Genomic DNA, 23,192 nt, shown 5'->3' on the forward strand with positions numbered 1-23,192 from the left:
CCCCCGAGCTTCACACGGAAGGAAAAGACCATGACCACAACCGGTTCCCGGCAATTGCGCTGGTCCGCCACCGAAGCGGAGGCGAGCCCCGGCGCCAAGCTCCGCACGCTTCTCTCCGGCCCCGAACCCGCCCTCCTGATGGGCGCGCACGACGGCCTGAGCGCGCGCATCGCGGCCGAGAGCGGATTCTCCGGGCTGTGGGCCTCCGGGTTCTGCATATCGACCGCGCTGGGAGTGCGGGACAGCGACGAGGCGTCGTGGACCGACCTGCTCGGCATGATCGCAAGAGTGGTGGAGGCGGCCGGGCTCCCGGTCCTGGTCGACGGTGACACCGGCTACGGCAACTTCAACACCGCCAGGCTGTTCACCGCGCACGCCGAGCGGATCGGCGCCGCCGGGGTGTGTCTGGAGGACAAGGTCTTCCCGAAGATGAACTCCTTCGTCGGCGACGCGCACGTCCTGGCGCCGATCGGCGAGTTCTGCGGGAAGATCACCGCCTGCCGGGAGGCGCTCTCCAACCCGGACTTCATGGTCGTGGCACGGGTCGAGGCGCTGATCGCCGGCGCCGGGATGGCCGAGGCGCTTCGCCGGGCGGAGGCCTACCGGCAGGCCGGCGCGGACGCGATCTTCATCCACTCCCGCCAGCCCACCATCAAGGAGATCGCCGAGTTCGCCGGAAAGTGGGAGGGGCGGCTCCCCCTGGTGATCGCGCCGACCACCTACCACTCGACCCCGATGGCGGAGTTCGCCGAACTCGGCATCTCCGGGGTGATCTGGGCCAACCAGAGCATGCGGGCGGCCGTGACCGCGATGCGGCAGACCTGCCGATCGCTCCTCACCGAGGGCCCGGAGGACGTGGAACCGGCGATCGCCTCACTGAACGAGGTGTTCACCCTGATGGGCTACCAGAAGCTCGCCGCGGACGAGGAGCGGTACGCCAAGCTCCACTCGGACTGGGGCAACTCGTGATCGACGCGCGCACCCTGCTGGACGAGCTGACCGCCCGCGGGGTGGCCGACATCACGGGCGTGCCCTGCTCCTACCTGACCCCGCTGATCAACCGCGTGGCCTCCGACCCGGCGGTGGGCTACCTGCCCGCCACCCACGAGGGAGAGGCCGTGGCCGTGGCCACGGGCTGTTGGCTGGCCGGCGTCACCGCGGCCGTCATCGCCCAGAACTCCGGCCTGGGCAACATGGTCAACCCCCTGACCTCGCTCAACCAGCCGTGCGCCGTCCCGGTTCCCCTCGTCGTCACCTGGCGGGGGGAGCCGGGCCGCCCGGACGAGCCGCAGCACGGCCTGATGGGCGCCATCACGCCCGCCCTGCTCGACCTCCTCGGGATCGGCCGTTCGGTGGTGCCCGCCGACCCGGCCGGCCTCACCGCCTGCCTGGACGCGGGCTGGGAGGCGATGGACCGCGAGCGGCTGCCGTACGCCTTCGTCCTGCGCGAGGGCGTGGTCGCGCCCGAGGCCCTCGACGAGAGGGTCCCGCCCCCGCCCCGCGTCCCCGGCATCGTCCGCCACGGCCGGAACGGGCCCCTTCCCAGCCGCGTCGCGGCCCTGGAGCACCTGCTCGGCGTCCTGCCCGACACGGCGGCCGTGGTGTCCACCACCGGCAAGACCAGCCGCGAGCTCTACACCCTCGCGGACCGGCCGCAGCACTTCTACATGGTCGGCGCGATGGGGTCGGCCGCCGCGGTGGGACTCGGCGTGGCCAGGCACGCCGCGCGGCCCGTGGTGGTGATCGACGGGGACGGCGCGGCCCTGATGCGGCTGGGCACGCTCGCCACCGTCGGGGCGCACCCCGCGCCCAACCTGACGCACGTCCTGCTGGACAACGGCGTGCACGACTCCACGGGAGGCCAGCGGAGCCTGGCGGCGCAGGTGGACTTCCCCGCGGTGGCGGCCGCCTGCGGGTACGCCCAGGTGCACGAGTGCGACGACCTGGTCGGCTTCGTCGACGCCCTCAAGGCCGCGCAGGCGGACGGCGGGCCGGCGTTCGTCCACCTGAGGATCCGGCCGGGCTCGATGTCCGGACTGGGCCGGCCGAGGGTACACCCGTCGGAGGTGGCACGGCGGTTCAGGGACTTCGTGACGGGACCGGCCCGGTGAGCCGCGTCGGCGTGATCCACGGCCGCTTCCAGCCCCTGCACCTCGGGCACCTGGAGTACCTGCTCGCCGGGGCGGACCGCTGCGACGTCCTCGTCGTCGGCATCACCAACCCCGACCCTGAGCTCACGGCGTACGAGGCCAGCGATCCCGCGCGCGGCACCGCGGAGGCCAACCCGTGCACGTACTACGAGAGATACCTGATGGTCGAGGGCTCACTGGTGGAGGCGGGGGTCGGCAGGGAGCGGATCCGCATCGTGCCGTTCCCGCACGGTTTCCCCGCGCGGTTGCGGCACTACGCGCCGACCGAGGCCACCTACTACCTGACCGTCTACGACGAGTGGGGCGACACCAAGGTGGACAGGTTCACCGACCTCGGCCTGCGAACGGAGATCATGTGGCGCCGTACGGACAAACCGATCAGCGGGCACAGGGTGAGGGAGGCGATCGCCGCCGACGACGGCTGGCGGTCGCTCGTCCCCGCCGCCGTCGCCTCCGTGATCGTGGAGAGGGCAATAGATGAGCGGATCCGGCAAGCTGTATCTGATCGCGCTGTGCGGCGGGGCTGACCGGCCGGACGAGGCGCTGGGCGGGCGTACCCCGTTCGAGGCGGCGTCCACGCCGCACCTGGACCGGGTGGCCGCGGACGGCCGCAACGGCCTGTTGGAGATCATCGGTGAGGACATCCCTCCCGAGTCCGACTCCGGCGCGATGGCACTGCTCGGGTACGACCCGGCCGTGTACTACACCGGCCGCGGCCCGCTCGAAGGCTACGGCAACCGCTACTGGGATCCCGAGGGGTACTCGGTGGCCTTCCGCATCAACTTCGCGAGCCTGAACCGGACGACGGGGCGCCTGGACCGGCGTACGTCCCGCGACCTGACCGACGACGAGATGCAGCGGCTCGTCGCCGAGATCCTCGAAGGGGTGCGGATGGACCCCGACATCGAGGTGCGGCTCACCGGCTGGGGCCGCCACCGGGGCATCCTGGCCTTCACCAGCAGGACCCGGCCGCTGTCGGGGGAGGTGGCCAACACCGATCCCGGGTTCGTGAAGAGGGGACCCTTCGGCCTGCCGGTCCGCGAGCACTCCGACCGGCCGCTGCCCGCCAGGGCGATGGTCGACGACGACGCCGCAAGGCTCGTCGCCTCCCTGGTCAACACCTTCGTCGAGCAGAGCGCCAGGGTGCTCGACGCCAGCGAGGTCAACGCGCGGCGGATCGCGGAGGGCCGCAAGCCCGCCAACATCCTGCTGGTCCGTGACGGCGGGCACCTCCTGCCGGACCTGCCGCGCGCCAGGACCCGCATCTCCATGTACGGCCAGGTGCCGGCCGAACGCGGCCTCGCCCGCCTGATCGGGGCGGAGTTCACCACGGCCAAGGTCGCCCCCGGACAGGCCGAGTCCGACTTCTACACGCGGCTGCTGCCCCTGCTCCTGGCCGATCCGGCCGACGTCGTGTTCGCGCACATCAAGGGTCCCGACGAACCCGGCCACGACAACCGGCCCCGGGAGAAGGTCCGCGCGATCGCCGACATCGACGCCCACCTGGTCGGACCGCTGCGCGCGGCCCTCGGCCCGGCCGACGTCCTCGTCGTCACCTGCGACCACGCCACGCCCTGCGCGATCGGCATCCACACCGCCGACCGCGTGCCGCTGGCGGTGGTGGGTCCCGGCGTCGTCCCCGACGCGGTCGCCGAGTTCGGTGAGGCGGCGGCGTCCCGCGGCGACCTGCCGGTGAAGCGCGCCGCCGAGCTCATGCCGTGGCTGACACAGGTCCGGGGGCGCGGATGACGCCGGCGACACCGATAACCGAGGTGGTGCTGCGGGGGATCCTCGACTCGCGGGCCCGCCCCACCGTCGAGGCCGACGTGTCGCTCGGCGAGGTACGCGGCCGGGGCTCCTGCCCGGTGGCCATCGCGCCCGGCCGCCTGGAGCGGCGCCGCGGCCTGAACACCGGCGGGCTGGGCCGCCTGCGCGACGGCCCGGCCGGGCGGCTGCTCACCGACGCCCTGACCGGCTGCAGCCCCGACGGCCAGGCCGGGCTGGACGCCCGCCTGCGCGAGCTGGACGACCGGCACGAGCTGGGCGCCGACGTCACGCTGGCGGTGTCGCTGGCGTACGCCCGCGCCTCGGCCGCCGTCGCCGGACGGTCGCTGTGCGCGTGGCTCACCGAGCTCGGCTCCTCGACGCCCGGCCCGCCGCGACTGCTGGTCAACGCGTTCTCCGGCGGGATACACCGGAGCGGCGCCCCCGACTCCTTCCAGCAGGTCATGGCCATCCCGCACGCGGGCTCCCTCATCGACGACGTACACGCCGCGCTGGAGATCTACGGCGCCGTGGAGCGCGGGATCGCCGAGGGCGGCGGCACGCCGGCGATCTCCGCGTCGAGCGGTTTCCTGCCGGGCGACCGCGACGTCTCCTGGCAGCTCGGCACGCTCCGGCGGGCGTGCCCGGCCGAGACCAAGGCCACACTGGGCGTGGACGTGGCCGCCGAGCACCTGCTGGCCGCACCGGGCCGCTACCGGTTCCAGGGACGCGAGCACGCCTCCGCCGGCTTCGGGGCGCTACTGCTGGATCTGGCCCGCGCCCACGGCGTCGAGTACGTCGAGGACCCGTTCGACCCCGTCGACACCGATGCCTGGCGCGCCTTCCTGCCCGCGGCCCGCGAGGCGGGGGTGACGGTCGTCGGCGACGACCTGTTCGCCTCCGACGCCACACGGGTCCGTCCGGGGCTGGCCGACGCCGTCCTGCTCAAGCCCAGCCAGGCGGGCACGGTCACGGCCACCCTGGACGCCGCCCGGGCCGCCCGCGACGCGGGACTGCTCCTGGTGGTGTCGCACCGTTCGGGAGAGACGGAGGACACCGCCATGTGCGACCTCGCGGTGGCGGTCGGCGCCGAGTGGATCAAGGTCGGCGGTCCCAGGAGGGGCGACCGGATCGCCAAGTACAACCAGCTCATCCGCCTCACCGAGGGCACCCCTCCCCCGGAGACCGGCCTCCCCGGCCCATGACCGGTCCCTCCCCGAGCCCGGGGCCGGGCCCCCTTCCACCTTCCCCGACCGAGTTCCCGACAAGGAGAAGCGCATGTCACGTGCCAAGCAGTTCAAGGACCTGATGCTCGCCCCCGAGATTCTGGTGGTACCCAGCGCGTACGACGCGCTGAGCGCGAAGGTGATCGAGCAGGCCGGCTTTTCCGCCGTCCACATGACCGGCTCGGGTACGTCGGCCTCCATGCTCGGCCTGCCCGACCTGGGGTTCGCCACCATCACCGAGATGGCGTGGAACGCCAAGAACATCTCCATGGCCGTGGACCTTCCGGTGATCATGGACCTCGACGCCGGGTACGGCAACGCGATGAACACCTGGCGAAGCATCCGGGAGTTCGAGCGGGCGGGCATCGTCGGCGGGCATCTTGAGGACCAGGTCGTGCCCAAGCGGTGCGGGCACCTGGAGGGCAAGCGGCTGATCTCCACCCGGGAGATGGTCGGCAAGATCGAGGCCGCGGTGGAGGCGCGCACCGACCCCGACTGGGTGATCATCGCGCGGACCGACGCCCGCGAGAAGCTCGGCCTGGACGAGGCCATCAACCGCTCCAAGGAGTACGTGGCGGCCGGGGCCGACTGCATCTTCCTCGAGGCCATGCTCAGCGTCGACGAGATGAAGCGCGTACGCGACGAGATCGACGCGCCCCTGCTGGCCAACATGGTCGAGGGCGGCAAGACCCCCTGGCTCACCACCAAGGAGCTGGAGGAGCTCGGCTACAACCTGGCCATCTACCCGCTCTCCGGGTGGTACGCCGCCACCACGATCCTGCGCAAGGTGTTCGCCGCGCTCCGCGACGAGGGCACCACGCAGCGGTTCTGGGAGCGGAACGACCTGCGGATCACCTTCGACGAGCTCTTCGAGGTGTTCGACTACTCCCGTATCTCCGAGCTGGAGGCCCGCTTCGTGATCAAGGACGAGGACGATGTTTCGTGACGGCGCGCTGCGGACCGGCGGCGACCGGCTGACGGTCCGCAGCCCCTGGAACGGGGAGATCGTCGGTTCCGTACCGGCCGACACCCCCGGCGAGGTGGCCGAGGCCGTACGCGACGTCCGCGCCGCCTGGCGGCCTTCGCGGCCGCACCAGCGGGCGGCGGTCCTGCGGCGGAGCGCCGCGCTGCTCAGGGAACGCGCCGCCGAGCTGTCCGTGCTGATCTCGCGGGAGTCCGGCGTGTGCGTCGCGGAGACCCGCAAGGAGACCGAGAGGGCCGCCGCCAACCTCACCGTCGCGGCCGAGGAGGCGGAGCGGCTGCGCGGGGAGGGCATTCCCGTCCCCGGGCACGACCGGCTGGCGGTCACCGTCCTCGAACCCGTGGGCATCGTGGCGGCGCTCACACCGTTCAACCGGCCGCTCAACCAGGTCGTCGTCAAGATCGCGCCTGCCGTGGCCGCGGGCTGCGCGATCGTCGTCAAACCCTCGGAGAAGACGCCGCTGACCGCCCTGGCCTTCGCCGGCCTGCTGATCGAGGCCGGGCTCCCGCCCGAGCACCTGGTGGTCACCACGGGCATGCCCGGCACGATCGGCCCGGCGCTGGCGGGACATCCCGAGATCGACATGGTCACCTTCACCGGCTCGGTGTCCACCGGCCGGGCGGTGGCGCTGGCGGGCGCGGGGCGGAAACTCCTCCTGGAGCTGGGCGGGAACGACCCCCTGATCGTGCTGCCCGGCGCCGACCTGGGACTCGCGGTCCGACTCGCGGCGGAGGGGGCCTTCGCCACGGCGGGGCAGTCCTGCCGAGGGGTCAAACGGGTGATCGCGGTGGGAGAGACCGCCGAGCCCGTGGCGGCCGGGCTGGCCGAGGCCGCCCGGCGGAAACGGGCGGGCGACCCGCTCGACCCGGCGACCGACCTGGGCCCTCTCGTCAGCGAGGAGTCGGCCGCCGGGGTGGAGCGGCGGATCATGGACGCGGTCGCCGCCGGGGCGAAGCTGCTGTGCGGCGGGGAACGGCGCGGCGCCCTGCTGACCCCCGCCGTGCTGGACCACGTGCCCCCCGACGCCGAACTGGTGGCCGAGGAGACGTTCGGTCCGGTCGCCCCGGTGATCCGCGTGGACAGCGTGGACGAGGCGATCTCGGTGGCCAACGGTACGCCGTACGGCCTGCAGGCCGGGGTGGTCACCTCCGACACGGCGGCGTTCTCGCGGATCGCGGCGGAACTGCGGGTCGGCGCGGTCAACCTCAACGCCGGCCCCCAGTTCGACTCACCGCACATCCCGTTCGGCGGCGTGAAGGCCAGCGGGATGGGGCGCGAGGGCATCCGCTACGCGATCAGGGAGATGAGCGTGACGAAGACCCTCACCTTCCCCTATCCGTGACGGGGTCCACGGGCGGGTGGTCCCGTGCCGCGGTCCGGCACGGGACCACCCGGGACCCCCCGGGCGGCCGTCACCGCCCGGGAGGGGCCGCCGCGCGCGCGACGGGGAGCGCCGGCGCGTGCCCGCTTCTCGCCCGGCTCCGGCGGGAGCGCGGGCACGTGCCCGTCCGCGGCTTGACGGGCCCCTCCCCCGCCCTCCCGATTCGAGCCACAGGCATGGCGGACATTTGCCCTTGGGAAGTCGACCACCCCATCTGACCTGCCTAAACTCGCTCACAGAATGGATCGTCACGGGGAGATGTATGCGTAGCGTGTATTTTTCCGCTGGTTTGAGCATTCTCGCCCTCGGCCTGGGGACCCTCGTCATCGACTCCCTCGCGGTGCACGCTCCGCTGAACCCGGTCAGCGGCAACAACGGCTTCACCGTCGTCGTGGAAGGCGACACCCGCCTGAACAGCAACGAGAACGAGGGCACCCTGGCGGTGGGCGGGGACCTCATCCTGACCGGCGACTACCGGGTCGCCGGCCAGAACCCGGGCACCTTCGTCGTCGCCGGCGACGCCCGGCCCACCGCGCTGGTGGTGGGCGGCCGGGTCGACTTCGCCCAGAGCAGTCCCACCGGACGGCTCTCGGTGCTCTCCAACGCCTACGTCAAGATCGGCGACCTCACCGGCTCGTTCGTCCAGAACGTCGACGGCAACGGCGCGCTGGTCAACACCCGGATCAACGCCACGGGCGACTACGACGCGCCGGCACGGGTCGAGCTGACCGTGCGCCAGCCCGTCGCCTCCGTCGGCCCGGTCTCGGTGATCGACTTCGCCGCGCTCTTCGCGACCTACCGCCAGCGGGCCGCCGACCTCGCCCTGTGCGCCAACAACGTGATCCTGCGGGACGGAAACGGCGTGCCGCTGCCCGGCAACGTCGTCCCGCCGGGCTCCAACGTGCGCATCAACCTGACCGACGGCATCACCAACGTCCTGCAGATCGACGCCGCGAACCTGAGCAACATCGCCAATCTGATCTTCGACGACCTGCCCACGGCCACCGCCCCGCTCCTGGTCGTCGTGGACACGACCGCCGTCGGCGGTGACTTCACCTGGACCCCCCCGAACTTCGCCGGCGCCTCCGGAGAGGAGAGCCGGTACATCCTGTTCGACTTCCCGGACGCCACCACCATCAGGCTCCCCGCGGGGGCGGGGGCCACCGTCGAAGGGACGATCTTCGCCCCGGACGCCGCGCTGATCGACGAGAACTCCTCCAACATCGAGGGCAACATCATCGTCCGCGAGCTGACCGCGGGGACGGCCACCGCCAACGGCGGGGAGGTCCACGACTTCCCGTTCAGCACGCAACTCGACTGCGCGGCCCTGCCCCCGACGCCCACGCCGACCATCACGCCGACACCGACCGTCACACCCACGCCCACACCCACCGTCACGCCCACCCCGACCCCGGTCGTCACCGTCACCGTCACCGTCACCCCGACCCCCGCACCAGTGGTCTGCCCGAGTTCAACGGTGCGCACGTCCACGCATCAGTCGAACTCGTCGGTGGTGAGGTGCGCCTCCAGGTGCGAGGAGGGAAGAAGCCGGTGCCCGGGCGCGCGCCGGTGCCACGCCAGGCGAGGATGCCCCGCGGCCTGGCAGGAGGAGAAGACGGTGATGCGCCGGCGCCCGTGATCGGGACGGGTCACGCCCCCTGCCCCCGCGACTCCTCGCCGCGCTACGACCGGCCGGTGCCGAACGCCGTGGGCGGCAGGCCCGCCCTGGCCGCGGCGAGCACCTGGCCCACGGACGGGTTCACCATCGCCTTCCCGGCCACGGTCACGGTCGGCACGGTCTCGTTCCCGTCCGCGACCGAGCGGACGAACTCCGCGGCGTCGGGATCCTTCCAGATGTCGACCTCGCTGTAGCGCAGGCGCGTGAAACGCAGGCGGGTGCGCAGCTTCATGCAGTACGGGCAACCGGGTCGCCAGTACAGGACCACGCCCTCGCGGTCCGCCTCCCGGTGCGACGTCACCCGGTCGCGTCGGGGCAGGTTCATGACGATCAGCAGCAGGCACGCGACGGCGAGCAGAATGGTCGAGACCGTGGAGGGCATGGGAGGAGTATCGCAAACCCCTCCCCTCTCGCCCACGTCCGGCCTTCCCGCACGTCGGGGCGGCACCGGCCCGGGGGCGGGGACGACGGCCGGCCGGGTCCCCGCCGGGAGGCGGTCAGGAGATCAGGCCCTCGGCGGCGAGGTCGGACCACAGGTCCTCGGGCACCGGGCGGGCGGTCAGGGCGGCGTTGCGGGCGACCTCGCCGGCGGAGCGGGCGCCGACCACGACGGAGACGACCGCCGGATGGCGCAGCGGGAAGGCCAGGGCGGCCTGCGGCAGCGTGACGCCGTGACGTTCGCAGACCGAGGCGATGCGGCGGGCGCGCTCCAGCAGTGGGCCGGGGGCGGGGGCGTAGTCGTAGGTGCCCGACGGGTCGTGGGTGGCGAGCACGCCGCTGTTGAACACCCCGGCGGCCAGCACCGACACGCCGCGCTCCTGGCAGAGCGGCAGCAGTTCCTCCTGCCCGGACCGGTCGAGGAGGGTGTAACGCCCGGCGAGCATGACCAGGTCGACGTCGGTCTCGCGGACGAAACGGGCGAGCATCGCGGTCTGGTTCATCCCGGCCCCGATCGCCTTGACGACGCCCGCGTCGCGCAGCTCCGCCAGCGCGGGGTAGGCCTCGCGGACGGCCTGCTCCCAGTGGTCGTCCGGGTCGTGGATCAGGACGAGGTCGGCCGACTCCAGCCCGAGGCGCTCCAGGCTCTCCTCCAGCGACCGCCGCACCCCGTCGCGGGAGAAGTCCCAGACCCGGCGCGAGGAGGCCGGGACGTCGAAGCCCTGGTCGTCCCGGCCGAAGGGGCCGTCGCCGTCCGCGGGGACGATCAGGCGGCCGACCTTGGTCGACAGGGTGTAGGAGTCGCGGGGACGGCCGGCGAGGGCGGCGCCGAGCCGCCGTTCCGACAGGCCGAGCCCGTAGTGGGGCGCGGTGTCGAACAGGCGGATCCCCGCCTCGTAGGCCGCGTCCACCGCGGCCCGCGCCTCGTCCTCGCCGACGGGGGAGAACAGGTTCCCGATCGGGGCCGCGCCGAAGCCGTACCTGCTGACCTGCACCGGCCACTCCGTTCTGCACAGGGGTGCCTCCGGTACGGAGGCGATCCCCGGTACCGTCTCACGTTCCCGGGCCGGCGTGGTCCGCGCCCTCCCGCGTTCTTGCGCGGGAGGGGAGCGGGTCATGTCCTGGGCCGGAGCCGGAGGCCCTGCATGCCGCCGTCGACGGCCAGGACGGTCCCGGTGGTGGAGGCCGCGAGCGGGCTCGCCAGGTAGGCGACGGCCGCGGCGACCTCCTCGGCGCTCACCAGGCGCCCCATGGGCTGCCGGTTCTCCAGGGCCGCCCGTTCGGCGGCCGGGTCGTCCGCCGCCGCCAGCAGGCGCTGCACCCAGGGGGTGTCGGCCGTGCCGGGGTTGACGCAGTTGACGCGGATCCCCTCGTGGACGTGGTCGGCCGCCATCGCCAGGGTCAGCGACTGGATGGCCCCCTTGGACGCGCTGTAGAGCGCCCGCCGGGGAAGACCGGCCGTCGCCGCGATCGAGCAGGTGTTGACGATCGCGGCGTGCTCCGAGCGGCGCAGGTGCGGCAGGGCCGCCCGGGTGACCCGGACGATGCCCAGGAGGTTGACGTCCAGGACCCGCAGCCACTCCTCGTCCGGGTTGTCCTCCACCGTGCCGGCGGCGCCGATCCCGGCGTTGTTGACCAGGACGTCCAGGCCGCCGAGGCGTTCGGCGGCCTCGGCGACGGCGGCGCGGACCGCGCCGTCGTCGGTGACGTCCGCCGTGACCTCGGTGAACGGGCCGCCGGAGGCGTTGACGTCCAGCGAGGCCACGCTCGCGCCCCGTCCGGCCAGCAGGGTGGCGGTGGCCAGGCCGATGCCGGAGCCTGCGCCGGTGACCAGGGCGCGCAGGCCGTCGAACTCACCCACTGAGGGACCTCCATACCGGGCCGTCGGGATAGCTGTGGTCGGCGATCGACGAGGCGTGCATGGTGGCGCCGAAGCCGGGCAGGCTCGGCGCGACGTAGACGCCGTTCTCGATCACCACGGGGTCGGCGAAGTGCTCGTGCAGGTGGTCGACGTACTCGATCACCCGGTTCTCCGTCGAGCCGCTCACCGCGACGTAGTCGAACATCGACAGGTGCTGCACCAGCTCGCACAGGCCCACCCCGCCCGCGTGCGGGCAGACCGGGACGCCGAACTTCGCGGCGAGCAGCAGGATCGCGACGTTCTCGTTGACGCCCGCGACGCGGGCCGCGTCGATCTGCACGTACGAGATCGCCTCGGCCTGCAGGAGCTGCTTGAAGACCACGCGGTTCTGCACGTGCTCGCCGGTGGCGACCGGGACGGGCGCGATGCCCCGGGCGATGGCGGCGTGGCCGAGCACGTCGTCGGGGCTGGTGGGCTCCTCCACCCAGTGCGGGCGGAACTCGGCCAGGGCGTTCACCCATTCGACGGCCGTGCCGACGTCCCAGCGCTGGTTGGCGTCGATCGCGATGGCGAAGTCCTCGCCGCAGATGTCGCGGGCGATGCGCATCCGCCGCCGGTCGTCCTCCAGGTCCGCGCCGACCTTCAGCTTGATCTGGGTGAAGCCGTCCGCGATCGCCTCGCGGCACAGGCGGCGCAGCTTGTCGTCGTCGTAGCCGAGCCAGCCGGGCGAGGTTGTGTAGGCCGGGTAGCCGTGCTCGCGCAGGTGGGCGATCCGCTCGCGCCTGCCGGGTTCGGCGGCGCGCAGGACGGCCAGCGCCTCGTCCGGGGTGAGGGCGTCGGTGAGGTAGCGGAAGTCGACGAGGGCGACGAGCTCCTCGGGCGACATCTCGGCCAGCAGCAGCCAGAGCGGCTTTCCCGCCCGCTTGGCCTTGAGGTCCCAGAGCGCGTTGACCACGGCGGAGATCGCCATGTGCATGACGCCCTTCTCCGGGCCGAGCCAGCGGAGCTGGGAGTCGTGGACCATGTCCTTCCAGAGGGTGCCCATGTCCTCGGCGTCCCTGCCGAGCACGTACGGCTCCAGGGCCCGGATGGCGGCGGTCTGCACCTCGTTGCCGCGCCCGATGGTGAACGCGAAGCCGTGGCCCTCGAAGCCGTCGTCGGTGCTCAGCACGACGTAGGCGGCCGAGTAGTCGGGGTCGGGGTTCATCGCGTCGGAGCCGTCGAGCTCCAGCGAGGTGGGGAAGCGGACGTCGTGGGTGCGCATCGAGACGACGCGGTACGCGCCGCTCCCCGCGGGAGCAGGGGCGGGAACGGCGGTGGGAGCGGCGGTGGGAGCGGCGGTGGGAGCGGCGGTGGGAGCGGGAACGGCGGTGGAAACGGCGGCGGGAACGGAGGCGGGGGCGGTCAGCTCGCTCATGCCCGGCCCACGGTCTGCCGCTGACGGCCGAGGCCGTCGATCTCCAGCTCCATGACCTGGCCCGCCCGCAGGTAGGGGTTGCCGGGCAGGCCGAGCGCGACGCCGGCCGGGGTGCCGGTGTTGATCAGGTCGCCGGGTTCGAGGACCATGAACCGGCTCAGGTAGCGGACGATCTCCGCCACGGTGAAGATCATGTCGTGGGTGCCGCCGTCCTGGTGCTGTGCGCCGTCCACCCACAGGCGCAGGCCGAGGGCCTGCGGGTCACCGATCTCGTCGGCGGTCACCAGCCAGGGGCCGAGCGGGTTGAAGGTCTCGCACGACTTGCCCTTGTCCCACTGGCCGCCGCGCTCGAGCTGGAACTCGCGCTCGGAGACGTCGTTGGAGACGGCGTATCCCGCGATCTTGGACAGCGCCTCCTCGTGCGTCTCGACGTAGCGCGCCGTCTCGCCGATCACGATGGCGAGCTCGACCTCCCAGTCGGTCTTCACGCTGTCCCTGGGGATGAGCACCTCGTCGTAGGGGCCGATCACCGTGTTGGGGGCCTTCATGAAGACGATCGGCTCGGCCGGGATCGCGGCGTTCGTCTCGGCCGCGTGGTCGCGGTAGTTGAGACCGATGCACACGATCTTTCCCGGCCTGGCGATCGGGGCGCCGATCCGCAGCCCCTCGGCCTCCAGCACGGGGAGCTCGTCCCGCTCCAGCGCCGCGCGGACGCGGGTCACGCCCCCGGAGGCGAGGAACGCCCCGTCGATCTCGGGCTCCGGGATCTCACGGAGATCACCGGCCTCGTCCAGGACGGCCGGTCGCTCCTGACCGGCGGGCCCCACGCGCAGCAGCTTCACACCGCACCCTTCGTTAACGTCATCAATACATCCGATGTCTTGTCTCGTGATGCTGAATGACGTTCGGGGCTCGTGTCAACCCTTCACGGGTCTGTACATCCGATCCGTCACCCGGAAGAATCCACAGGTGGGCTGGACGGTTTCAGATCACCCTCCGGTTCCTTCCGTCATTCGTCGGAGTTCTTCCCCGGAGGGGAACGCGTGGGACACCGACCCCTTCCGGGACGGCGGTGGGATCTGAAAGGATTGATCACCGTCAAACATCGGAGGATGAGCCCTGCTACGTCGTGATTTCGGCGTACCTCCGGAAACATGCCCGTCACGGGGCCGTGAGGATCGCCGCCCGGGCGGGAGAGATCCCGCGACGACCTGCGGGAGAAGCCCGGTGACGGCCGGGCGGGAGAAGCCGGTGACGTCGCACCCTCCCGCCCCCGGGCCGTAAGCCCCGATCCCGCCACCACCGACCCCGATCCCGCGACCACCGGAGTTGTGAACGACCGTGACGCCGCCGCCCCCCGACGACCCGACCCTCTGGTACGACGCCCCGGCGACCGACTGGGAGACCCAGGCGCTGCCGATCGGCAACGGCGCGCTGGGCGCCATGGTGTTCGGCGGCGTCGGCCGCGAACGGGTCCAGTTCAACGAGAAGTCCCTGTGGACCGGCGGCCCCGGCTCCGAGGGCTACGACCACGGGAACTGGGCCCGCCCCCGCCCCGGGGCGCTCGCCGAGGTCAGGTCGCGGATCGACGCCGAGGGCACGATGTCCCCCGAGGCGGTGGCCGCCCTGCTCGGGCAGCCGCGACAGGGGTACGGCGCCTACCAGCCCTTCGGCGATCTCTGGCTCGGCCTGCCCGGGGGAGACCTCGGCCTGCCCGGGGGAGACCTCGGCCTGCCCGGGGCGGACGGGGTGAGCGGTTACCGGCGGGAGCTGGACCTCGGGGAGGCCGTGGCCAGGGTCGGCTACACCGCCGGCGGGGTGAACCACCTGCGCGAGTACTTCGCCTCCCACCCCGGCAACGTGGTCGTCGGCCGGATCTCCGCCGGCCGTCCGGGCCGGGTCTCCTTCACCCTGCGCCTGACCTGCCCGCACCCCGGCGCCCGGGTGACGGTCTCCGCCGGCCGCCTGACCCTGCGGGGCGCGCTCGCCGACAACGGCATGAGGTTCGAGGCGCAGGTCCAGGTCGTCGCGGACGGCGGGACCCGCGTCGACGGCGCCGGGCACGTCACCGTCGAGGGCGCCGACGGCGCGGTGTTCGTGCTGTCGGCGGGCACCGACTACGCCGACGTCCACCCCGCCTACCGGGGCGACGACCCGCGCGCCCGGGTCACCGCGGCGGTGGACGAGGCGGCCAGCGCGCCCTACGAGCGGCTCAGGGCCGTCCACCGGGCCGACCACCGGGAGCTGTTCGACCGGGCCGTGCTGACCCTCGGGCGTCCGGCGCCGGCCGAACCGGCGGCCTCGGCCGCTCCGGCCGCTCCGGCCGCTCCGGCCGTTCCGACCGACAGGCTCCGCGCCGCCTACACCGGGGGCGCCTCGGCCGGCGACCGGGCGCTGGAGGCGCTGTTCTTCGCCTACGGCCGCTACCTGCTCATCGCCTCCTCCCGGCGGGGGGCGCTCCCGGCCAACCTTCAGGGGGTGTGGAACGACTCGACGAGTCCTCCCTGGTCGGCCGACTACCACGTCAACGTCAACCTGCAGATGAACTACTGGCTCGCCGAGCAGACCGGCCTGGCCGAGACCGCCGAGCCGTACGACCGCTATGTCGTGTCGCTGGTCGCGCCCGGACGCGAGAGCGCGCGGCGGATGTTCGGCGCGCGCGGCTGGGTGGTGCACGACGAGACCACCCCGTTCGGCTTCACCGGCGTGCACGACTGGGCCACCGCGTTCTGGTTCCCGGAGGCGGCGGCCTGGCTGACGCGGCAGCTCTACGAGCACTACCTGTTCGGCGGCGACCTGTCCTACCTGCGCGAGACGGCGTACCCGGTGATGCGGGGGGCGGCGGAGTTCTGGCTGGACACCCTGCGCGTCGACCCGCGCGACGGCACGCTGGTGGTCTCGCCGAGCTACTCCCCCGAGCACGGCGACTTCTCCGCGGGCGCCGCCATGTCCCAGCAGATCGTCTCCGACGTGCTGACCAACACCCTGGAGGCGGCCCGGGAGCTCGGGGACGACCCGGCCTTCCGGGCGGAGCTGGCCGGCGCGCTGACCGGGCTCGACCCGGGGATCCGGATCGGGTCCTGGGGGCAGTTGCAGGAGTGGAAGGACGACCGGGACGACCCCGCCGACACCCACCGGCACCTGTCGCACCTGTACGCCCTGCATCCGGGGTCGCGGGTGGTGCCGGGCACGCCGGAGGCGGAGGCGGCCAGGGTCTCGCTCACCGCGCGGGGCGACGGCGGCACCGGCTGGAGCAAGGCATGGAGGATCAATTTCTGGGCGCGCCTGCTGGACGGCGACCACGCCCACCGGATGCTCGCCGAGCAGTTGAGGGGCTCCACGCTGGACAACCTCTGGGACACCCATCCGCCGTTCCAGATCGACGGCAACTTCGGCGCCGTCGCCGGCATGGCCGAGATGCTGCTGCAGAGCGCGCACGGCACGGTCCACGTGCTGCCCGCGCTGCCCGCCGCCTGGCCGGACGGCTCGGTCACCGGGCTGCGCGCCCGGGGAGACGTGACCGTGGACGTCGCCTGGAGCGGCGGCGCGGCCACGCGGATCGTCCTGCGGGCGGGCGCCACCGGCCCGATCAGGGTCCGCTCGGCCATGGTCACCGGCCCTCACCTGGTCAGGGACGCGGCGGGCCGGGCGCCCGGCGCGACCCGGGCGGGGGACGTGCTCGTCGTCGACGCCCGCGCCGGGGAGTCCTACACCCTCACCGCGGGGGCGCACCGGGTTGACGGGCCCTCCGCCGCGTAATAGAACACGTTTCAGAAAGGTATCGTACCAAGCGTGAGCTCGAACGCTTGGTGGTCCGGCGTGCCCGGCGGTCAAGGGGATCCCGGCGACCGCCGCGTCCGCGACGACCGTCCCGCGAGGAACGAGCCGCCCGCACGGGAGGTATGCCGCCCGCACGGGAGGGCATGTCATCCGCGCCCGCGGGTCACCCGGCCCGAGCTCCGTCACGAGAACGCCGATCCGGCTCGCGCAGGAGGACCGATGGACATCAATCTGGTCGACCAGGACTTCTACTGGCGGAACGGCGCCCCGTACGAGCAGCTCGCCTGGCTCCGGGCCAACGCGCCGGTCTACGCGCACCCCGGCGATCCCGAGCGGGGCTGGCCCGGCTTCTGGGCGGTCACCAAGCACGCCGACGTGGTGCACGTCTCCCGCCACTCCGACCTGTTCTCCTCCAGCAGGAAGCTCGCGCTCTTCAACGAGATCCCCGAGGACCAGCGCGCCCTGCAGCGGCTGATGATGCTCAACCAGGACCCGCCGGAGCACACCCGGCGCCGCTCCCTGGTCAACCGGGGCTTCACGCCGCGCATGATGGGCGCCCTGGAGGGACACATCCGCGAGATCTGCCACCAGCTCGTGGACGAGGCCAAGGGGCGCGACTCGGTCGACTTCGTCCGCGACATCTCGGCCCCGCTGCCGCTGTACGTGATCTGCGAGCTCCTCGGTGCCCCGCCCGAGGACCGGGACAAGCTCTTCAACTGGTCCAACCAGATGATCGGGGCCGAGGACCCGGACTACGCGGCCGACCCCGCCGAGGGCCCGAACGCGGCCGGGGAGGTCTACGCCTACGCCAACGAGCTGGCCGCCGAGCGCCGCCGTCAGCCCCGCGAGGACATCGTCTCCAAGCTGATCATGCCCGACGCCGCCGGCGACACGCTCACCGAGGAGGAGTTCGACCTGTTCGTCCTGCTGCTCGTGGTGGCGGGCAACGAGACGACCCGCAACGCGGCCTCCGGTGGCATGCTGGCCTTCTTCGAGAACCCCGATCAGTGGCGGCGGCTGGTCGCCGACCCCTCGCTCGCCGGCACCGCCGCCGACGAGATCGTCCGCTGGGTCTCCCCGGTCAACCTCTTCCGCCGTACGGCGACCACCGACACGGTCATCGGCGGGCAGGAGGTCAAGGAGGACGACAAGATCGTGGTCTTCTACAGCTCCGCCAACCGCGACGAGGACGTGTTCGCCGGCCCGGACACCTTCGACATCGGCCGCGACCCCAACCCGCAGATCGGCTTCGGCGGCGGCGGGGCCCACTTCTGCCTGGGCAACCACCTGGCCAAGCTGGAGCTGCGGGTGCTCTTCGAGGTGCTGGCCGAGCGGCTGCCGAAGCTGGAGCAGGCGGGCCCGGCCCGCCGCCTGCGCTCCAACTTCATCAACGGCATCAAGGACCTGCCGGTCAACCTGAGCTGAGCGTGGACCCGGCCCGGTGACGCCCTCCGGGCCGGGGTCCCTCCCTAGCGGGACGGGGCGTCCGCCAGCATCTCCTCGATCAGGGCGACCGCCCGGGGGGTGCCGCCCTCCCCGCGGGCCTCGGCCCGGATCGCGGCCAGCCGCGCGGCGACCTCCGGATCGCCGGTGAGGTCGAGCAGGGCCGTGCGCAGCGCCTCGGGGGTGGCCTCCCCGGTGTCGATCCGGCGGCCGACGCCGAGCTCCACGAGCCTGTCGGCGTTGCCGAACTGATCGGCCGCCTGGGGAACGGCGATCATCGGGACCCCGCAGTACAGGCCCTCCTGGGTGCCGCCCATGCCCGCGTGGGTGACGAACGCGTCGGCCTGTTCCAGGATCGACAGCTGCGACACCCAGCGGTGCGTCTCGACGTTGGACGGGATCTCGCCGAGCCCCTCGAGGTCGACGTGCCTGCCGATCTGCAGCACCACGTGCCAGCCGGGCAGGTCGCCGAAGGCGGCCAGGCAGGCGCGGTAGAAGTCGGGCACGTCGGTGAAGGTGGACCCGAGCGAGACGAGCAGCACCTTCTCGGCTCCCTCGGGGCGCTTCCAGGGCTCCTGGCGGGGCCGCATCGAGAAACACGGCCCGGTGAAGGTGATCCTGGCGGGGTCGACCCGGTCCGCGTTGGGCTGCATGACCTTCGGGATGAGCGCCAGCGCCCGGGGCGGGCGCCCGGAGAACTCGTGGGAGTCCATGTGGCCGACGCCGTTGTCCGAGAGCCACTCGTCGAACCGCCGGTAGTGCTCGGCGCCGCCCGGGGCCTTCCTGAACTCCTCGAGCATCGGCGCCATGTCCTCGCGGTAGCCCTCCCAGGCGACGTACGTCGGCGAGAGCTGCATCAGCGGGATCCCCCAGTTCTCCGCGAGCACCCGCACGGCGTACCCGCCGATGTCGTACAGGAACAGGTCGGGACGGTCGTTCTCGTACGCGGCGCGCAGCGTCGGCAGCATCGCCATCGCGTCACGCAGGAAGAGGTCGAGCTGGCCGATCGCGTCCTCGGGCCAGGTACCGGAGTCGACCTTGGGCAGGAGCGAGTCGTAGAGCACCGGTTCGGCCCCGGCCTCGGCGACGATCCCGGCGTAGGAGGGGTCGTTGGCGTAGGTCACCCGGTGTCCCCTGGCGGCCAGTTCCCTGATCACCTCGATGCTCGGGTTCACGTGACCCGGGGCGGGGATGCTGACCATGGCGATATGGGCGCGGCGGCGGGTCATACGTTCCTCCGGGGTAGGGAATCTCTCCGACGAGACGTATCGTCTCGCAGCGAGCCCAAGCATGCACTCCTTTTTCGCACGCTGTCAAGACGGTACGTCTCGTCTCAGCAAAAGGGCGCCGACGACCCGGAACCGGAACCGGACCGAGCCTTCAACGAACCTTGGGCGACCCGGCACCTCGCAGCGGGCATCGACCTCCTGCGGGGGACGGGACATCGGAAGCCCGGCCGCCTCGCCCCGGACGGCGCGCTCCGGAGCGATGTGATCCGAGGCGGCGGGGGGACGCGTCCACGATGACGAAACGGCTCACGACCCCGATGGCCCCGCTGACCCCGGCGGCGCCCCCGGCCGCCTCACGGCCGTCCCGCCCGCGCTCCCCCCGCCTGCTGGTGCGGCTGGGCGCGGTGCCGCTCTGCGCGCATCTGATCTCCTCCTGCGCCGCGGGGACGTCCGTGCCCACCGCCCCGCCGGCCCCGCCCCCGGCGCCCCCGGCGCCCCATCTCAGCGCCGCGCCGCGCGAGCCCGCCGCGGAGGTGGTCGCCCCGGTCCCGGTGCCGGCGGCCAGGCTGACCCGGCTGCCGGCCGCCACGACGTACGCGACGCTGCGGCGGGTTCCCCGCGACCCCGACCCGTTCCGGCCCGTCGACGGGCTCATCGTCCACCCCCGGCGGGACCGGGTGGTCTACGCCCGTCCCGGCGGGCCTCCGGTGGCGGTGCTGCCGCGCACCCAGCTCTCGGGCCCGACCTGGGTACCGGTGGTGGAGAGGCTCCCCGGCTGGGATCGGGTGCTGCTGCCGAGCCGGCCGAACCGGTCCACCGGCTGGCTGCACACCGGAGGCGGAGGGCTGCGCGTCGTCCGGAGCCCGTACCGGGTGGAGGTCGAGGTGAGGGCGCGCAGGCTCACCGTGTTCGAGGACGACCGCGAGGCGGGGTCGTGGCCGGTGGCCGTGGGGGCGCCCGGCACGCCCACGCCACGGGGACGGACGTTCCTGCTCGCCTCGCTCGCGCCGGTCCCCGCGACCTACAGCCCGCTCTTCCTCGCGCTGGGCGCGCACTCGGGCACCCTGCGGACCTTCGCGGGCGGTCCGGGGACGATCGCCCTGCACGGCTGGCCGGACAGGGCCACGTTCGGCCGCGCGGTGAGCCACGGCTGCGTCCGGGTCCCCCCCGCCGCACTGCGGCTGCTCTCCCGCATCCCGCTGGGCAGCCCCGTCATGATCACCTGACGGGCACGAACGGGCACGGACGGGCGCCGTCAGGGCCAGGAGGAGTCCTGGTCGGGGTCGCCGCCGTCGGTGAGCAGCTTGACGTCCGCCTCGACCATCATCGCGACGAGCTCCTCGAAGGTGACCGTGGGCTCCCAGCCGAGCTGGACGCGGGCCTTCTTCGGGTCGGCGCAGAGCAGGTCGACCTCGGCAGGGCGGTGCAGGTTCTGGTCGGTGACGACGTACCGCTCCCAGTCCAGGCCGGCGGCCGTGAAGGCGGCCCGCACGAGGTCGCGGACGGTGTGGGTGCGGCCGGTGCCGATCACGTAGTCCTCGGGCGTGTCCGCCTGGAGCATCAGGTGCATCGCGCGGACGTAGTCCCCGGCGAACCCCCAGTCACGGCGGGCCTCCATGTTGCCCAGGCGGAGCTCGGAGGCGAGGCCGAGCTTGATCCTGGCCACGCCGAGGGTGACCTTGCGGGTGACGAACTCGGCGCCCCTGCGCGGCGACTCGTGGTTGAACAGGATCCCCGACACCGCGTACATGCCGTACGACTCGCGGTAGTTCTGGGTCAGGAAGTGCCCGTAGGCCTTGGCCACCCCGTAGGGCGAGCGGGGGTGGAAGGGGGTGATCTCGGTCTGCGGGGTCTCCCGGACCTGGCCGAACATCTCCGACGAGGACGCCTGGTAGAACCGGATCTGGTCGGACCCGGCGACGGTGCGCGAGGAGGAGATCCCGGAGCAGACCCGGATGGCCTCCAGCATGCGCAGCACGCCCATGCCGGTCACCTCGGCGGTGAGCTCGGCCTGTTCCCACGACATGGGGACGAACGAGATGGCGCCCAGGTTGTAGACCTCGTCGGGCTGGACCTTCTCCACGGCGGAGATCAGCGATCCCTGGTCGAGGAGGTCGCCGCGGACGAGCTGGACGTCCTGGAGGAGTTTGCGGAGCCGCGAGACGCGCGGGTTGGCCTGTCCCCGGGCGAGCCCGGCGACCTCGTACCCCTGGTCCAGCAGGCACTCGGCCAGGTAGGAACCGTCCTGCCCGGTGATGCCGGTGATCAGTGCGCGCCTGGCCAACGCGTCCTCCTCGCTTGCGGGGGCGGGACCTGTGCGGTCTTATGCCGTTTGTTGGCGAATGTACCCTCAGACCCCCAGGCGGGCACCAGGCGCCTCCCCGAAGGCCTAGAACACGTTGCACAGAACTACGTTCGGTGACGACAACCGCCCAGCTCGCGCGCTGTGGGGCGGCCTCTGAGGACAATTCCACATCAGGTATAACAGAACTGCTGAATGGTAAGGTCCGAGACTAAGGTCATCTTTCACGGTACCTGTCCCTTTTCGGACAGGAGGGATAAAGGGGGGTTGCCGTGCCGGGTGCTGAATCACTGCGGGTCGCGCTGCTGTCGTATCGCAGCAAACCGACCTGCGGTGGGCAGGGCGTCTACCTGCGCCACCTCAGTCGCGAGCTGGTCGCCCTCGGGCACAGCGTGGAGGTCTTCTCGGGCCAGCCCTACCCGGAACTGGACGAGGGCGTCGTCCTCACCAAGATCCCCAGCCTCGACCTGTACCGCGACGAGGACCCGTTCCGCACCCCCGGCCTGCGCGAGTACCGCGACTGGATCGACCTGCTGGAGGTCGGGACCATGTGGACCGCGGGCTTCCCCGAGCCGCTGACCTTCACCCTGCGGGCGTACCGCGAGCTCAAGAAGCGCGTCGGCGACTTCGACGTCGTCCAGGACAACCAGACCCTCGGCTACGGCCTGCTGGGCATCCAGAAGCTGTTCCCGGTGGTCGGGACGATCCACCACCCGATCAGCGTGGACCGCCGCATCGAGCTGAAGGCCGCCCCGCTGCGCAAGAAGATCCCGATGCGCCGCTGGTACGGCTTCGTGCGCATGCAGGCCAAGGTCGCGCCGAGGCTCAGCCCGATCCTGACCGTCAGCGAGTCCTCCCTCGCCGACATCCACCGCGACTTCAACGTGCCGCAGAAGAACATGCGGCTCATCCCGCTGGGCGTCGACACCCGCTACTTCCACCCGCGCCCGGAGATGCCGAAGCGGCCCGGGTCCATCGTGGCGGTGGCCAGCGCGGACTCCCCGATGAAGGGCGTCGCCACGCTGCTGCGGGCCGTGGCCAAGCTCGCCACCGAGCGCGACGTCAACCTGACCGTGGTCAGCAGGCCCACCCCCGGCGGCCCGACCGAGAAGCTCGTCGCCGAGCTGGCGCTGCAGGACCGCGTCAGGTTCGTGCACGGCATCTCCGACACCGAGCTGGGCGAGCTGATCGCCACCTCGGAGATCTCCGTCGTGCCCTCCCTGTACGAGGGCTTCTCACTGCCGGCCGTCGAGCACATGGCGTGCGGCACCCCGCTGGTCGCCAGCCGGACCGGGGCGCTGCCCGAGGTCGTCGGCGACGCCGCCGTGCAGGTGGCCCCGGGCGACCCCGAGGAGCTGGCCGCGGTGCTGCGCCGGCTGCACGACTCCCCGCAGGAGCGCGCCGCGGTGGGCCGCAGGGGCTACGAGCGCGTCATGGAGCGCTACACCTGGAACGTCGTCGCCCAGCGGACCGTGGAGGCCTACCACGAGGCCATCCAGGCCCGCCGGGCGAAGTGAGCGACATCTCCCAACGATCCCCCT

General features: G+C 72.5%; 19 protein-coding genes. 12 read left to right on the forward strand and 7 right to left on the reverse strand.

The window, feature by feature from the left end:
- Positions 1 to 30 precede the first annotated feature (30 nt).
- From aepX to AB0G16_RS24155, 8 genes are all read left to right on the forward strand, one after another.
- A complete protein-coding gene (aepX, locus tag AB0G16_RS24120; RefSeq protein ID WP_362808982.1) occupies positions 31 to 969 on the forward strand; it encodes a phosphoenolpyruvate mutase in 939 nt (312 codons plus the stop codon).
- Positions 966 to 2,111, forward strand: coding sequence for a phosphonopyruvate decarboxylase (gene aepY, locus AB0G16_RS24125; protein ID WP_362808985.1), 1,146 nt, complete (start codon positions 966 to 968; stop codon positions 2,109 to 2,111). Before aepX ends, aepY begins: the two co-directional genes overlap by 4 nt.
- Positions 2,108 to 2,677, forward strand: coding sequence for an adenylyltransferase/cytidyltransferase family protein (locus tag AB0G16_RS24130; protein WP_362808988.1), 570 nt, complete (start codon positions 2,108 to 2,110; stop codon positions 2,675 to 2,677). Before aepY ends, AB0G16_RS24130 begins: the two co-directional genes overlap by 4 nt.
- Entirely contained in the window at positions 2,628 to 3,899 is a 1,272-nt protein-coding gene (locus tag AB0G16_RS24135) for a CMP-5'-phosphonoformate--3-phosphoglycerate phosphonoformyl transferase (protein WP_362808992.1), read from the forward strand. Before AB0G16_RS24130 ends, AB0G16_RS24135 begins: the two co-directional genes overlap by 50 nt.
- Positions 3,896 to 5,119: a hypothetical protein gene (locus tag AB0G16_RS24140; RefSeq protein WP_362808995.1), complete on the forward strand. Its 1,224-nt coding sequence runs from the start codon at positions 3,896 to 3,898 to the stop codon at positions 5,117 to 5,119. Before AB0G16_RS24135 ends, AB0G16_RS24140 begins: the two co-directional genes overlap by 4 nt.
- 73 nt (positions 5,120 to 5,192) lie before the next feature.
- Positions 5,193 to 6,086 (forward strand): carboxyvinyl-carboxyphosphonate phosphorylmutase, encoded by an 894-nt coding sequence (gene bcpA, locus AB0G16_RS24145; RefSeq protein WP_362808998.1) that lies wholly within the window; start codon positions 5,193 to 5,195, stop codon positions 6,084 to 6,086.
- Positions 6,076 to 7,464 (forward strand): aldehyde dehydrogenase family protein, encoded by a 1,389-nt coding sequence (locus tag AB0G16_RS24150; RefSeq protein ID WP_362809001.1) that lies wholly within the window; start codon positions 6,076 to 6,078, stop codon positions 7,462 to 7,464. Before bcpA ends, AB0G16_RS24150 begins: the two co-directional genes overlap by 11 nt.
- 328 nt (positions 7,465 to 7,792) lie before the next feature.
- Entirely contained in the window at positions 7,793 to 9,142 is a 1,350-nt protein-coding gene (locus AB0G16_RS24155; RefSeq protein ID WP_362809003.1) for a choice-of-anchor A family protein, read from the forward strand.
- A gap of 43 nt (positions 9,143 to 9,185) precedes the next feature.
- Here AB0G16_RS24155 and AB0G16_RS24160 read toward each other — a convergent pair whose 3' ends face one another.
- From AB0G16_RS24160 to AB0G16_RS24180, 5 genes are all read right to left on the reverse strand, one after another.
- Complete coding sequence (locus AB0G16_RS24160) at positions 9,186 to 9,563, reverse strand: glutaredoxin domain-containing protein (RefSeq protein WP_362809006.1); 378 nt, start codon at positions 9,561 to 9,563, stop codon at positions 9,186 to 9,188.
- Positions 9,564 to 9,678: 115 nt separating this feature from the next.
- Positions 9,679 to 10,614, reverse strand: coding sequence for an aldo/keto reductase (locus tag AB0G16_RS24165; protein ID WP_362809009.1), 936 nt, complete (start codon positions 10,612 to 10,614; stop codon positions 9,679 to 9,681).
- Positions 10,615 to 10,733: 119 nt separating this feature from the next.
- The gene (locus AB0G16_RS24170; RefSeq protein ID WP_362809012.1) at positions 10,734 to 11,480 is read right to left on the reverse strand and encodes an SDR family oxidoreductase; all 747 of its coding nucleotides are present in this window, start codon (positions 11,478 to 11,480) and stop codon (positions 10,734 to 10,736) included.
- Complete coding sequence (locus AB0G16_RS24175; protein ID WP_362809015.1) at positions 11,473 to 12,897, reverse strand: L-fuconate dehydratase; 1,425 nt, start codon at positions 12,895 to 12,897, stop codon at positions 11,473 to 11,475. The genes AB0G16_RS24170 and AB0G16_RS24175 overlap by 8 nt, the downstream gene beginning before the upstream one ends.
- Positions 12,894 to 13,739 (reverse strand): fumarylacetoacetate hydrolase family protein, encoded by an 846-nt coding sequence (locus AB0G16_RS24180; protein ID WP_362809018.1) that lies wholly within the window; start codon positions 13,737 to 13,739, stop codon positions 12,894 to 12,896. The genes AB0G16_RS24175 and AB0G16_RS24180 overlap by 4 nt, the downstream gene beginning before the upstream one ends.
- Before the next feature lie 499 nt (positions 13,740 to 14,238).
- Between AB0G16_RS24180 and AB0G16_RS24185 the strand changes: the two genes are divergently transcribed.
- Positions 14,239 to 16,656 (forward strand): glycoside hydrolase family 95 protein, encoded by a 2,418-nt coding sequence (locus AB0G16_RS24185; RefSeq protein WP_362809021.1) that lies wholly within the window; start codon positions 14,239 to 14,241, stop codon positions 16,654 to 16,656.
- A 240-nt stretch (positions 16,657 to 16,896) separates the two neighbouring features.
- Entirely contained in the window at positions 16,897 to 18,102 is a 1,206-nt protein-coding gene (locus AB0G16_RS24190; protein ID WP_362809024.1) for a cytochrome P450, read from the forward strand.
- Positions 18,103 to 18,146: 44 nt separating this feature from the next.
- Here the strand turns inward: AB0G16_RS24190 and AB0G16_RS24195 are convergent, their stop codons facing one another.
- Positions 18,147 to 19,349 (reverse strand): macrolide family glycosyltransferase, encoded by a 1,203-nt coding sequence (locus AB0G16_RS24195; RefSeq protein ID WP_362809027.1) that lies wholly within the window; start codon positions 19,347 to 19,349, stop codon positions 18,147 to 18,149.
- Positions 19,350 to 19,642: 293 nt separating this feature from the next.
- On the opposite strand from AB0G16_RS24195, the gene AB0G16_RS24200 reads away from it, so the two are divergent.
- Positions 19,643 to 20,575, forward strand: a complete 933-nt coding sequence (locus tag AB0G16_RS24200) for a L,D-transpeptidase (protein ID WP_362809030.1) — start codon at positions 19,643 to 19,645, stop codon at positions 20,573 to 20,575.
- Positions 20,576 to 20,604: 29 nt separating this feature from the next.
- On the opposite strand, the gene AB0G16_RS24205 is transcribed toward AB0G16_RS24200, so the two are convergent.
- Entirely contained in the window at positions 20,605 to 21,633 is a 1,029-nt protein-coding gene (locus AB0G16_RS24205; RefSeq protein ID WP_362809033.1) for a GDP-mannose 4,6-dehydratase, read from the reverse strand.
- Positions 21,634 to 21,923: 290 nt separating this feature from the next.
- On the opposite strand from AB0G16_RS24205, the gene AB0G16_RS24210 reads away from it, so the two are divergent.
- A complete protein-coding gene (locus AB0G16_RS24210; RefSeq protein ID WP_362809036.1) occupies positions 21,924 to 23,168 on the forward strand; it encodes a glycosyltransferase family 4 protein in 1,245 nt (414 codons plus the stop codon).
- Positions 23,169 to 23,192 lie beyond the last annotated feature (24 nt).

The sequence above is a fragment of the Streptosporangium sp. NPDC023615 genome (genome assembly GCF_040640155.1).
GTDB lineage: Bacteria > Actinomycetota > Actinomycetes > Streptosporangiales > Streptosporangiaceae > Streptosporangium.

What these genes read in the sequence shown, in the direction of transcription:
- aepX (WP_362808982.1), top strand. Translation starts at nt 31, where the DNA reads ATGACCACAACCGGTTCCCGGCAATTGCGCTGGTCCGCCACCGAAGCG.
- AB0G16_RS24135 (WP_362808992.1), top strand. Translation starts at nt 2,628, where the DNA reads ATGAGCGGATCCGGCAAGCTGTATCTGATCGCGCTGTGCGGCGGGGCT.
- AB0G16_RS24140 (WP_362808995.1), top strand. Translation starts at nt 3,896, where the DNA reads ATGACGCCGGCGACACCGATAACCGAGGTGGTGCTGCGGGGGATCCTC.
- bcpA (WP_362808998.1), top strand. Translation starts at nt 5,193, where the DNA reads ATGTCACGTGCCAAGCAGTTCAAGGACCTGATGCTCGCCCCCGAGATT.
- AB0G16_RS24150 (WP_362809001.1), top strand. Translation starts at nt 6,076, where the DNA reads ATGTTTCGTGACGGCGCGCTGCGGACCGGCGGCGACCGGCTGACGGTC.
- AB0G16_RS24160 (WP_362809006.1), bottom strand. Translation starts at nt 9,563, where the DNA reads ATGCCCTCCACGGTCTCGACCATTCTGCTCGCCGTCGCGTGCCTGCTG.
- AB0G16_RS24175 (WP_362809015.1), bottom strand. Translation starts at nt 12,897, where the DNA reads ATGAGCGAGCTGACCGCCCCCGCCTCCGTTCCCGCCGCCGTTTCCACC.
- AB0G16_RS24190 (WP_362809024.1), top strand. Translation starts at nt 16,897, where the DNA reads ATGGACATCAATCTGGTCGACCAGGACTTCTACTGGCGGAACGGCGCC.
- AB0G16_RS24195 (WP_362809027.1), bottom strand. Translation starts at nt 19,349, where the DNA reads ATGACCCGCCGCCGCGCCCATATCGCCATGGTCAGCATCCCCGCCCCG.
- AB0G16_RS24200 (WP_362809030.1), top strand. Translation starts at nt 19,643, where the DNA reads ATGACGAAACGGCTCACGACCCCGATGGCCCCGCTGACCCCGGCGGCG.